Raw genomic sequence first — 12,998 nt, forward strand, 5'->3', positions numbered from 1 at the left:
CATGCTTGATAAGAGGTTTTTGATGAAAAATACACCGACTTACGGCCTTACTTTGTCCTGTCCAAGCGAGGTTGGTCAGGTCGCTGCCGTCGTCAAATTTTTGGCAGATCGACAGTGTTACATTGCTGAAATTGCAGTCTTTGACGATGATGATTTTCGTACCTTTTTTCTGCGATGTATCTTCCGCGCGCCCGAGGACGAATCTCTTCAGCAGGAGCGTTTACGTGCGGATTATTATGCACATTTATGCGCAGATTTTTCCGTCATAGCGGAACAATTTGGCATGCATTGGCAGATTCACGATATGCACCATCGTCCGAAAGTGGTCGTCATGGTGTCAAAGTTAGATCACTGTCTGGCTGATTTGCTGTTCCGTTGGAAAATGGGCGAGTTACCGATGGATTTCACCGCGATCATATCTAATCACCCCGATCTTGCACCGCTGGCGGCGGCGCACAATATTCCCTTCCATCATTTGCCGGTTACCCAGGAAACCAAGGCAGAGCAAGAGGGTGAAGTGTTAGCGTTGATCGCGGGTTACGGAGTAGAGCTGGTGGTGTTGGCGCGTTATATGCAAATATTTTCAGAGGAAACGAGTGCGACATTGCGTGGCAAGGCGATCAATATTCACCATTCTTTTCTACCCAGCTTTAAAGGCGCTAAACCTTACCATCAGGCATATCAACGCGGCGTCAAGCTCATTGGTGCGACATCTCATTTCATCACCGATGATCTGGATGAAGGCCCGATCATTGAGCAGGCGGTGGAGCGCGTCGACCATACTTATACGCCAGAAAAATTGTTAGCTGTCGGGCGGGATGTGGAGTGTCTGGCATTGTCGCGGGCAGTACAATATTTTATTGAACACAGGTTATTCGTCAATGCCAATCGGACGGTGATTTTGCAGTAGGACCAGTTACGGGTACGGGTGTTTCTTTGGAGTAATCGTTGTTAGTTTTACGGAGCGGATCGGTCAGCAATCAGGGTTGATTTTTTTTATTGAAACAATCTCTGTACGTACGTCGCTACTTCCAGCAGCGTGCCATTTAGGTCTCACGCAAGGAAGATTGCTGGCGGCGCTCTTGCGAGTAAGTTCCGGAAGGCAATGGGAGGCTTTTAACACGCAGAAGCGCATCCTCAGTGCATATATCGGTGCACATACCGGCGCAAATATGCATATTTCTCCATTTTTTGTCCACATCGTCCAGATTGTCCAGATTGTCAAAATCACCGCAAATCACACCAATTACGACATCCGTGTCGGAAAAATACAAACGCCTGTCATCTTTGGAAAATAGTGGTCGTTCCGTTGGATCAAGAATGGGTCAAGGAAAAGCGGACTGCGTAACCGCATCAAACCTAGGCGTTGGTTGAGGTTTGCCAAGGGGCGGCGGTTGTTTCGCCGGGTTTAGACGGTCGTTATTCCAACATATCGTATCTACTTCAAGGGAGTCGTGATGCACGTTCTGGAAAATAGTTTCAATGATTTCTTTTCTACAAGCACGCGATGAGCATTAGCACCTTTGATCTTTTTAAGGTTGGTATCGGGCCATCAAGCTCGCATACCGTCGGGCCGATGATCGCCGCGTCGCGGTTTGCCAGGTATTTGCAACAGAGTGGCTTGTTGGGAGCGGTCAGTGCAATACGCTCCGAGTTATATGGATCGCTTGGTGCAACGGGAAAAGGCCATGGCACCGACAAGGCAGTGTTGCTTGGGCTGGAGGGCTATTTGCCCGATCAGATAGACCCGGATTTTGTCGAGCCGCGCCTTACCGAGATACGTCGGACTAAACAGTTGCTGCTCAACGGTGCGCACCCGATAGCGTTAAGTGAAAAAGAGCATTTACTCTTTTTTCGCCGTGAATCGTTGCCGCAACACCCAAACGGCATGCGCTTTCTGGCCATGGATGCCAGCGGAAAAGTGCTTGCGCAAAAGGAGTATTACTCGGTTGGCGGTGGCTTTGTCGTCAGTCAGGAAGGGCAGCCGATCAATGGCGTGCAGGTGAACGGGCCAGATGTGGCCCATCCGTTTCATTCTGGAGATGACCTGCTGCGGATTTGCAGGGAAAAAGAGTTGACCATCGCGCAATTGATGATGGAAAACGAAAAGTATTGGCGCACCGCAGAGGAAGTGCGCAGCAAGTTGCTTGGTATTTGGGATGTGATGGCTGGTGCGATTAAGCGTGGTTGCGCCACTGATGGCGAGTTGCCCGGACCGATGCGCGTTAAGCGTCGTGCGCATGAGTTATCGCAGCAACTTCGGAATCGCTCTGAAGAGTCACTTAATGATCCGCTCTCGATGCTGGATTGGGTGAATCTGTATGCGATGGCTGTCAATGAAGAAAACGCTGCGGGCGGGCGGATCGTCACGGCACCGACCAATGGTGCGGCAGGCGTCATTCCCGCAGTGTTGCAGTATTACATCAAGTTTGTGCCGGGTGCCAATCTTGATGGCGTGATGACTTTCTTGCTGACGGCCGCCGCGATTGGATTGATCTATAAAGAAAACGCTTCTATCTCAGGTGCAGAAGTTGGCTGTCAGGGCGAAGTCGGTGTTGCCTGTTCGATGGCGGCGGGTGCGCTTGCATCAGTGCAAGGCGGTACGACAGAGCAGATCGAGAACGCAGCCGAAATCGGGATGGAGCACAACCTTGGTATGACCTGTGATCCGGTTGGCGGGCTGGTACAAATCCCTTGCATTGAGCGCAATGCGATGGGCGCGGTCAAGGCCATCAATGCTGCCAGAATGGCGTTACGCGGAAACGGCAAACATTATGTATCGCTAGATAAAGTGATCAAAACCATGATGCAGACCGGTGCTGATATGAAGACCAAATATAAAGAAACATCGCGTGGTGGACTGGCGGTCAACGTGATTGAATGCTGACCAATCGTGATCATCAAGGCTGATTCAGCATACATCATCAAGTTTAAAAATTTTATCCGATCATCCAAACCAGTTATCCATATTTTATACAGCACCCGCATTCTTTTAGGAAAATCATGCGTAATTATTCGATATTCAGTTTGATCCGTAACGGACTTTCTTACCATGAAAACTGGCAGCGGGCCTGGAAAAGCCCTGAGCCAAAAACTGAGTATGACATTGTCATTATTGGTGGCGGCGGTCATGGTCTGGCGACGGCTTATTATCTGGCAAAAGTACACGGTCTGCGCAATATTGCGGTGATCGAAAAAGGCTGGATCGGCGGTGGCAATACGGCTCGTAATACCACCATCGTACGTTCAAATTATTTGTGGGATGAGTGTGCGGGCCTGTATGAAAAAGCCATGCAGTTGTGGGAAGGCCTTTCCGAAGATTTGAACTATAACGTCATGTTCAGCCAGCGTGGCGTGATGAATCTGGCGCATACCTTGCAAGACGTACGCGATACCGATCGTCGGATTAATGCCAATCGTCTTAACGGCGTTGACGCTGAATGGCTGACACCAGCGCAGGTGAAAGAAATCGTTCCGATCATTAACTTGAATAGCCACTATCCAGTACTTGGCGCATCGTTTCAACGGCGTGGTGGTGTGGCGCGCCATGATGCGGTGGCGTGGGGTTATGCACGGGGTGCGGATGCACGCGGCGTCGATATTTTGCAGAACTGCGGCGTGACCGGCATCCGTCGTGAAAACGGTGCGGTGACCGGGGTAGAAACAGTCAAGGGCTTTATCAAGGCTAAAAAAGTAGCGGTAGTGGCCGCGGGTAGTTCCAGTTTGATTGCCAGCATGGCTGGAATCAGATTACCGCTGGAAAGCCATCCGCTGCAAGCGTTGGTATCAGAGCCAATTAAACCAATCATTGATACGGTTGTGATGTCGAACGCCGTCCACGCGTATTTAAGTCAATCCGATAAAGGCGATCTGGTGATCGGCGCGGGGGTCGATCAATACACCGGTTATGGCCAGCGTGGAAGCTATCAAACCATCGAGAGTACGTTGCAGGCAATTGTGGAAATGTTTCCGGTGTTGAGCCGGGTTCGCATGAATCGGCAATGGGGTGGCATTGTGGATGTGTCGCCGGATGCATGCCCGATTATCTCGCTGACCGATATTAAGGGTTTGTACTTTAACTGCGGATGGGGAACCGGCGGCTTTAAAGCCACGCCAGGATCAGGTTGGGTGTTTGCCCACACCATCGCTAACGATAGTCCGCATCCGCTGAATGCACCATTCTCGTTGGATCGCTTTTATACCGGCCATCTGATCGATGAGCATGGCGCTGCAGCGGTTGCACATTAAACGCTTGGCAACAATGCCGACGAGAAGAACAAAGCATACCCCATTATAAAAGACAGATTCTGGAGAAATACCATGTTATTGATCACTTGCCCATGGTGCGGGCCGCGTGCAGAGAGCGAATTTCATTGCGGTGGTGAGGCGGATATTGCGCGCCCTTTAAATACAGAGAATTTAACTGATAAAGAATGGGGCGACTACCTGTTCATGCGCAAAAATCCACGCGGTGTGCACCGTGAACAATGGGTGCATAACCAGGGTTGTCGTCGCTGGTTCATGGCTGAGCGCGATACGGTCACGTATGAAATTTTGGGATATAGCAAGTTTGGTGATGGTGTTGTTCATCAGGGCGCATCTGTTGGTAAAGAAATTGCAGCAGTGGCATCGGTAGCAGCGTCGACTGTGACGTCGACAGCAGCGGGGAGCGCAGTATGAACGCCGTAACCAAGGTGGATAGTAAGTTGGACACCAAGCCATCCATGGAACCAACTAAAAATCAAAGTCATCGTTTGATGGAAGGCGGCAGAATCAATCGCCAACAACCGGTCATGTTTTCCTTTAATGGTAAAACTTATCAAGGGTTTCACGGCGATACGTTGGCGTCCGCGTTACTCGCGAATGGCGTCCATTTTGTTGCACGCAGCTGGAAATATCATCGGCCGCGCGGGATTGTCACCGCCGGTGTTGAGGAGCCGAATGCATTGGTGCAACTCGAAACTGGCGCTTACACGGTCCCGAATGCCCGCGCTACAGAGCTTGAGCTTTACCATGGGCTGACTGCGACCAGCGTCAACGCTAAGCCGAACATCGAAAATGATCGGATGGCGGTGAATCAACTCATTGCGCGTTTTATTCCAGCCGGGTTTTACTACAAAACATTTAAGTGGCCGCGTAGTTGGTGGGGCAAGTATGAGGAAGTGATCCGCGCCGCTGCCGGTTTGGGCAAGGCACCTGCCGAACTGGACCCTGATCGTTACGAGAAAACCTATGCCCATTGCGACGTCTTGATCGCCGGTGGCGGACCTGCGGGTTTGGCTGCCGCCTGGGTCGCTGGCAAATCCGGTGCGCGTGTGATTCTGGTGGATGATCAGGCTGAACTGGGCGGCAGTCTGTTGTCTGGCCCGGCTATCATCGACGGCAAGCCCGCCACGGCGTGGGCGGCACATATTGCAGCAGAATTGCGCAACATGCCGGAGGTGATAGTCCTGACGCGCAGTACGGTGTTTGGCTATCAGGATCACAATCTGTTGACGGTCGCAGAGCGATTGACCGAGCACTTGCCATTGATTTCACGCGGAAAATTACGCGAGCGTCTTTGGAAAGTCAGGGCCAAACATGTGATTCTGGCGACCGGTGCACACGAGCGTCCTATCGTATTTGGCAATAATGATTTGCCGGGCATCATGCTGGCTTCCGCAATTTCGACTTATATCCATCGGTATGGCGTATTGCCAGGTCGCAATGCAGTGATTTTTACGAATAACGATGATGGCTATCAGTCTGCGCTCGATCTAAAAAGCGTCGGTGCGCAAGTCATGGTGATTGATCCGCGTGCCGCCAGTAATAGCAGTTTGCCTGCGTTGGCTAAACGTCACGGCATTACCATCATCAATAACGCGGTAGTGGTTGCGGCCACAGGTGGTCGCCATGTCAAGTCGGTCGAAGTGGCCACGCACGTTGATGGCGTACCGGGAGCGGCGATCAATACGTTCTCCTGCGATCTGATCGGGATGTCAGGCGGTTGGAATCCAGTGCTGCACCTTTTTGCACAATCGGGTGGAAAAGCACAATGGGATAATGGAAAAGCGTGTTTCGTCCCCGGTTCTGCGATGCAAAAGGAAACCAGCGTCGGTGCTGCCAATGGCGATTTTAGGTTGGGTGGTGCGCTGCGTGATGGTGCACTAGCGGCACAACACGCGGTCAATGCGCTACATTTTAAATTATCAGCTATACCAACCTGGAAAGTCGCCGATATTGCGGAAGCGCCGATATTCCCTTTATGGTTGGTGGGAGATCGCACACGCGTCGGACGTGGCCCGAAACAATTTGTCGATTATCAAAATGATGTGTCGGCGGCGGATATTTATCTCGCGGCGCGTGAAGGTTATCACTCGGTCGAGCACGTGAAGCGATATACCGCGCTGGGCTTTGGTACCGATCAGGGTAAGTTGGGCAACATTAACGGAATGGCAATTCTCGCCGAAGTATTAGGCAAGACCATTCCTGAAACCGGCACCACGACTTTCCGCCCAAACTATACGCCGGTCACATTCGGCACTGTGGCTGGACGCGAATTGGGTGATTTTTTGACGCCGATTCGCAAAACTTGCATCCACGAATGGCATGAAGAACAGGGGGCGTTGTTTGAAGATGTCGGCAACTGGAAGCGTCCCTGGTATTACCCGCGCGGTAATGAAAATTTGCATCAGGCGGTGGCGCGGGAATGTCTGTCCGCTCGCAATAGTGTTGGGATATTGGATGCATCGACCCTTGGAAAAATCGATGTGCAAGGCCCCGATGCGATCACATTGCTGAACTGGATGTACACCAATCCGTGGAACAAACTTGAAGTCGGAAAGTGCCGTTATGGTTTGATGCTGGATGAGAACGGTATGGTCTTCGACGATGGCGTTACAGTGCGTCTCGGTGAACAGCATTTTTTGATGAGTACGACAACCGGCGGTGCAGCGCGCGTGCTCGACTGGATGGAGCGCTGGCTGCAAACTGAGTGGCCGGACCTGAAAGTTAATCTGACCTCGGTCACGGATCATTTTGCAACCTTTGCCGTGGTGGGTCCAAAGGCGCGTCAGGTATTGCAAAAAGTGTGCAAAGATATTGATTTTTCGAACGCGGCATTTCCTTTCATGTCGTTTCGCGACGGATCGATTAAGGATGTTGTCACCCGCATTATGCGCATCAGTTTTTCGGGCGAGCTGTCGTATGAAGTCAATGTGCCTGCAAACATGGGGCGGGCCATTTGGGATGCGATTATTGCCGCTGGTGAAGAATTTGATATCACGCCGTACGGCACCGAAACCATGCATGTATTGCGGGCAGAAAAGGGTTACATCATCGTTGGTCAGGATACTGATGGCTCGGTGACGCCGTTTGATCTGGGGATGGGTGGCCTATGCGCAAAATCGAAAGACTTTCTTGGTAAGCGTTCATTGACGCGCTCTGATACCGCGAAGGAAGGACGCAAGCAACTGGTCGGCCTGCTCACGAATGACCCCGCATTTGTATTACCTGAAGGTGGACAAATTCTGGTCGCACCAACGGATGGTAATGCGCCTTCGACCAAGATGATCGGGCATGTCACATCCAGTTATTTTAGCCCGATTTTACAGCGCTCAATTGCCTTTGCGCTGATCAAAGGCGGATTAAGCAAGATGGGCGAGAGCGTTACCGTTCCGACTGCATCGGGTGGTTATGTCAACGCCAAAATTAACAGTCTGGTTTTTTATGATGTAGAAGGAGTTCGTCAACATGTTGAATGATGCCAACCACCTGTCTCAGGATTTCAAACCGCAAGATCTTCGGGCCCCTGCGCCGATAATCAATCTATCAGGTGCATTGAAAATGACGTCGCCACTAGCCAGCGTGGCGGGATTAATGGGACCGCTTTCTTCCGGAACGAATCAGGCCTTTAGCGTTTATGAACGACCGTTTCTGGAGTTAATTAACGTCAAAGGAGAGGCTCACTCTGATGTGTTTCAGGCGGCAATCAAAAAGGCAACCGGCGCAACGTTACCGCTAGTACCGAATACCGTTTCGGAAAGCGATGATTACATCATCTATTGGCTCGCTCCCAACGAGTGGTTGATTCAGTCAACCCAACCGCGCGTGTCGGTAATTGATGCTGCACTGGGAAAATTTCTGGCGGGACAATTCGCCTCGGTTGTGGATATTAGCAGTGGCAATACAACCCTTGTCATGATGGGTGAAAAAGTACGTTCCGTTTTGCAGAAAGGTTGCCCACTCGATTTTCATTCAAGGGTTTTTACGGTTGGACAGTGCGCACAAAGTCATTATTTCAAAGCTGGTATCGTGCTGCGACCGCTTGCTAATGGCAATGTCGAAGTGATCATCCGTCGTAGTTTTGCCGATTATTTTGGTCGCATTCTGGTTGATGCCGCCGAGGAGTATGTTTCATGAAAAGTGAACATATTGCCAGCGGCGTGCGTTGGCAAATATTTATCGAAGGGTTACATTTGATGACGTATGTGGGTTTGCATGCGCATGAATATCAGCAGCAGCAAGCAGTCGAATTGGATATCGAAATGTCTTACCGGCCTGGTCGGCAACAAGGACAACAAAGCGATCATGCTGATTCGATTATCGACTATGACCAATACTGCACCTTGTTATCCACGTTTATGCAGGAAAAGCCGCATACATGCTTGCTGGAAACCCTGGCGTCAGAGGTTGCAAGCTTATCGTTTCGTGACTATCCAATGCTGGAAGAGATTAAGGTCGCGATCCATAAACCAAAGATCCGTGCGAATGCAGCGCGGCTTGGTGTATCGGCTTGCTGGACCAGATGGAGTTATGAAACATTACTGATTCAGCAGCCACAAGAGGTTGTCATGAATACATAATGTTGCGTCGCAACAAACTTAATGTTATCAATTAATGTAAGAAAAAAATGGTTGAATCAGCGTGTTTTGAATAGGTGGTCTAAGATTTGTTAAGATGCTGCATGTCCGTAAGGCATGCTTTTATAAGAGGCCTGCAATTTGCAGGCCTTTTTGTTTGTGGCACGCATTTTGGTGTGCATTGAGGTGGCCATTGTGGTGTAAGTTGAGGTGGTTAAAAAATTATTCTTTAACGTTTAATTTGTCCACGTTTGGGCTATCATTTCGAGCACAAGAATAATCGCGCCGATCGCCAACGGTTATGGCTAATGGCGCCGTGACGGATCACCCATTTCGACGTTGACCGTCGTATTGATATATTTTCTTTGAGACATTTTTCACCTATTTTGGAGACATATCATGACTAAAGACAAGACTTTGTCACCCGCCGAACAGGCACTGCGCGAAGATGCGCTTGAGTATCACCGCAGCCCTTCGCGCGGAAAAATTAAGGTTGTTCCGACTAAGCCGTTGTCGAATCAGCGCGATTTGTCGCTGGCTTATTCGCCCGGCGTTGCATACGCCTGTCTGGCGATTGAAGAGAATCCGGAATTGGCGGTTGACTTTACATCGCGCGCTAATTTGGTGGGCGTTATCACTAACGGCACTGCGGTGCTTGGTTTGGGTGACATCGGTCCATTGGCGAGTAAGCCGGTGATGGAAGGTAAGGCGTGTTTGTTTCAAACTTTTGCTGGTATTGATGTGTTTGACATCGAATTGGCAGAACGTGATCCTGACAAACTGGTCGAGATGATCGCTGCGTTGGAACCGACGTTAGGCGGCATCAACCTGGAAGACATCAAGGCGCCAGAATGTTTCTACATTGAAAAAAAACTACGTGAACGGATGAATATTCCGGTGTTTCATGACGACCAACATGGCACCGCAATTATCTCCGCTGCTGCATTGTTAAACGGATTGGAACTGGTTAATAAGAATATCGGCGAGATTAAGCTGGTGGCGTCTGGCGCTGGTGCTGCCGCCATTGCTTGTCTGGACCTGATGGTTGAGCTTGGTGTACAGCGTGAGAATATGTTCGTCTGCGATTCTCGCGGCGTCATACACGATGCGCGCGAAGATAAACTCGATGAATCAAAGCAGCGTTATGTCAGAAAAACTTCAGCCCGGACTTTGGCCGACGCCATTAAAGGTGCGGATGTGTTTTTGGGTTGTTCCGCGGCTGGCGTCTTGACGCCAGAGATGGTCAAGACGATGGGTACGCAGCCGATCATTTTGGCGCTGGCAAATCCGGAGCCGGAAATTCGTCCGGAATTGGCATTAGCTGCACGTCCGGATTGTATTATCGCAACTGGCCGTTCGGATTATCCGAATCAGGTGAATAACGTTTTGTGCTTCCCGTACATCTTTCGTGGCGCGTTGGATTGCGGCGCAACGCGAATTACTGAGGCAATGAAAATCGCTTGTGTACGTGAAATTGCCGATCTGGCGAAAGCCGAGATTAGCGAAGAAGTAGCGAGCGCATACGCAGGGCAAGAACTGCGTTTTGGGCCGGAATACATTATTCCGAAACCTTTTGATTCACGGTTGATTTTGCGTATCGCGCCAGCAGTCGCACGCGCAGCCGAAGAATCCGGTGTGGCCACACGACCAATCAAGGATATGGTCGCCTATCGCCAGTCATTGACACGCTTTGTTACCCATACCGGCATGTTTATGCGTCCAGTCTTTGAAGCTGCGCGTCTTGACCCCCAGCGTATCGTCTATGCCGAGGGTGAGGACGAACGGGTCTTGCGTGCAGTGCAAATCGCGTTGGAAGAAAAATTGGTCCGTCCTATTTTGATCGGCCGTCCGGCTGTGATCGAGGCACGTATCGAGCGCGCCGGTTTGCGGCTTAAAGTCGGCCGGGATTTCGAGCTGGTCAATCCGGAAGACGATGCACGCTTTCGTCAATATTGGGAGGCATACCACGAACTCAAGGCGCGTGATGGCGTCACGCCGGAAATGGCCAAATCCATGCTGCGTCGTTCCAACACGATTATCGCGGCAATGCTGGTCAAACTAGGTGATGCAGACGGTATGTTGTGCGGCTTGGTCGGACGCTTCGATGGTCATCTGGAACATGTTGGCGACATCATTGGTTTGCGTGAAGGCGCGAAAGGCTTTGCCACGCTCAACGGATTAGTGCTGGATCAGCACACGCTCTTCATTGCTGACACCTCCGTCAACGATGATCCGACTGCCGAACAATTAGCGGACATTGCCGCCATGGCGGTTGAAGAAGTACGGCGTTTTGGCGTGCCGCCAAAAGTGGCATTTTTGTCGCATTCAATGTTTGGCTCCAGTACACGTCCATCCGCTTTAAAGATGCGCGCAGCAAGAAACGTATTCGCAGAGCGCATGCCAGATGTGGAATCCGATGGTGAAATGCATGGCGACGCAGCATTGAGCGCGGATATCCGTGCCCAATATCTGCCGAAATCGACGCTGACCGGAAATGCCAATGTGTTGATCATGCCGAATCTGGATTCGGCCAATATCCTGTTCAATGTATTGAAGATGACCGGTGGACAGGGCGTCACAGTTGGCCCGGTATTATTGGGTGCGGCGGCGGCGGTGCATGTTCTGACACCTTCAGCTACCGTACGCAGGGTGGTCAATATGACAGCGTTGGTGGTGGCGAATGCGATCTCTAAAAAGCAGGGTAACTAATGGCGTCGCTTAGTTAATGTGAGCTGGCAAATCTCATAGGTCACAAGATGCTCTCCCCGACGGTTGTTCAGGGAGGGCATTTTTGTTTATAGCGTTAAATTAAAATAGGACGGCATTTGTTAAGTTAAATGTTGTATTTTTATCCTTTATTGTTTTCCTCAGCATAGTCGGCTGTGAGCCTGTTAGAAGTGGATTTTAGGGAGAGCTTTTAACATCTGAACGGGAAAGCTGCACGGTTTTATGCAGATCAATCAAAAAATAGAGAAAGACAAGTCAGGATCGCGGTAATATCGCGAGCACAAGTGGAGCGGTGCATGAGGAAAAGTGCACGAGGAACAGTGCAGCTCAGCAGTTCAGGTGCGCACCTTAGGAGCATTTGGCCGAATCGGGATACCCAGACAGCGCGAATACCTCGGATAGTTGCAAAGGAGCAAGGTGAATGAGGTCATTTAACTCAGTCGTGCCTTCCCAGCTTAGCCGGTGATGACATCTAATTTTTAAACGTTTGACTAATGAAAATCTACAAAAGAGGGTTATATGCAAATTAAAGATAAATGTTTTCTCATCAGCGGTGGCGGTTCCGGCCTCGGCGCAGCAACTGCACGCATGATCATTCAAGAAGGCGGGCAGGTTGTTATTGCTGATCTGAATCGGGAAGCTGGTACCGCGTTAGCCAGTGAACTTGGCAGCCGTGCACATTTTGTCGTGACCGACGTTAGCAATGAAGCGAGTGCTCAGGCGGCGGTCAATGCGGCGGTGTCAGTGTTTGGTGGATTGCACGGCTTGGTCAATTGTGCGGGTGTCGCACCGGCTAAAAAAGTACTCGGTAAAGAAGGTCCACACGGTTTCGATGATTTCGCCCGTGTAATTCAGATTAATTTAATCGGCACATTCAATATGCTGCGTTTGGCAGCAGAAGCCATTAGTAAGACTGAACCGAATGCAGACGGTGAACGCGGCGTGATCATCAACACTGCTTCAGTTGCAGCGTTTGACGGTCAGATTGGTCAAGCCGCTTATGCGTCGTCCAAAGGCGGTGTCGTGGCGTTGACGTTGCCGGTGGCACGCGAATTGGCACGTTTTGGTATTCGTGTGATGACTATTGCGCCGGGCATTATGGAAACGCCGATGTTGTTGGGTATGCCAACCGAAGTGCAAGATGCGCTGGGTAAGACAGTACCGTTTCCAGCGCGTATGGGTAAGCCGGCAGAATTTGCCGGGTTGGTAAAAACAATTGTCGAAAACGCTTATCTTAACGGCGAAGTCATTCGTCTAGATGGCGGAATCCGGATGACTGCGAAGTGATACCAGTCGTCAGATAACAAAGATTGAAGCATCAAGGCAGTGCGAAGGAAATGGATAGTCGCATTTGCTTTGATGTCATTAATAAAGACTCTTTATTCGGACACTTGCCCGATATGCGTTGGGCGCCAGGCCGATGCCACTGAA

Annotated in this window: 10 protein-coding genes; all 10 read left to right on the forward strand. The window is 50.6% G+C overall.

From position 1 onward, the window contains the following. The first annotated feature begins 22 nt into the window (after positions 1 to 22). The 10 genes from purU (at position 23) to ACXX82_RS18425 (ending at position 12,854) form a co-directional block, all read left to right on the forward strand. Positions 23 to 910, forward strand: a complete 888-nt coding sequence (purU, locus tag ACXX82_RS18380) for a formyltetrahydrofolate deformylase (protein WP_458563442.1) — start codon at positions 23 to 25, stop codon at positions 908 to 910. Between the two features lie 172 nt (positions 911 to 1,082). Next, positions 1,083 to 1,298, forward strand: coding sequence for a hypothetical protein (locus tag ACXX82_RS18385; RefSeq protein WP_458563443.1), 216 nt, complete (start codon positions 1,083 to 1,085; stop codon positions 1,296 to 1,298). Between the two features lie 209 nt (positions 1,299 to 1,507). Further along, entirely contained in the window at positions 1,508 to 2,887 is a 1,380-nt protein-coding gene (locus tag ACXX82_RS18390) for an L-serine ammonia-lyase (protein WP_322237179.1), read from the forward strand. Positions 2,888 to 3,003: 116 nt separating this feature from the next. Then, a complete protein-coding gene (locus ACXX82_RS18395) occupies positions 3,004 to 4,248 on the forward strand; it encodes a sarcosine oxidase subunit beta family protein (protein ID WP_458563444.1) in 1,245 nt (414 codons plus the stop codon). 72 nt (positions 4,249 to 4,320) lie between these two features. Then, complete coding sequence (locus ACXX82_RS18400; RefSeq protein ID WP_322237184.1) at positions 4,321 to 4,680, forward strand: sarcosine oxidase subunit delta; 360 nt, start codon at positions 4,321 to 4,323, stop codon at positions 4,678 to 4,680. A 44-nt stretch (positions 4,681 to 4,724) separates the two neighbouring features. Then, positions 4,725 to 7,742 carry a sarcosine oxidase subunit alpha family protein gene (locus tag ACXX82_RS18405; protein ID WP_322240556.1) on the forward strand — a complete coding sequence of 1,006 codons (3,018 nt, stop codon included), beginning with the start codon at positions 4,725 to 4,727 and terminating at the stop codon, positions 7,740 to 7,742. Continuing rightward, positions 7,732 to 8,400, forward strand: coding sequence for a sarcosine oxidase subunit gamma (locus ACXX82_RS18410; protein ID WP_458563445.1), 669 nt, complete (start codon positions 7,732 to 7,734; stop codon positions 8,398 to 8,400). Before ACXX82_RS18405 ends, ACXX82_RS18410 begins: the two co-directional genes overlap by 11 nt. Then, positions 8,397 to 8,843: a dihydroneopterin aldolase gene (locus ACXX82_RS18415; protein ID WP_322237187.1), complete on the forward strand. Its 447-nt coding sequence runs from the start codon at positions 8,397 to 8,399 to the stop codon at positions 8,841 to 8,843. The genes ACXX82_RS18410 and ACXX82_RS18415 overlap by 4 nt, the downstream gene beginning before the upstream one ends. A 396-nt stretch (positions 8,844 to 9,239) precedes the next feature. Continuing rightward, entirely contained in the window at positions 9,240 to 11,549 is a 2,310-nt protein-coding gene (locus ACXX82_RS18420; protein ID WP_458563446.1) for an NADP-dependent malic enzyme, read from the forward strand. Between the two features lie 537 nt (positions 11,550 to 12,086). Further along, positions 12,087 to 12,854, forward strand: coding sequence for an SDR family NAD(P)-dependent oxidoreductase (locus ACXX82_RS18425; RefSeq protein WP_458563447.1), 768 nt, complete (start codon positions 12,087 to 12,089; stop codon positions 12,852 to 12,854). Positions 12,855 to 12,998 lie beyond the last annotated feature (144 nt).

Source organism: Glaciimonas sp. GNP009, from assembly GCF_054343755.1.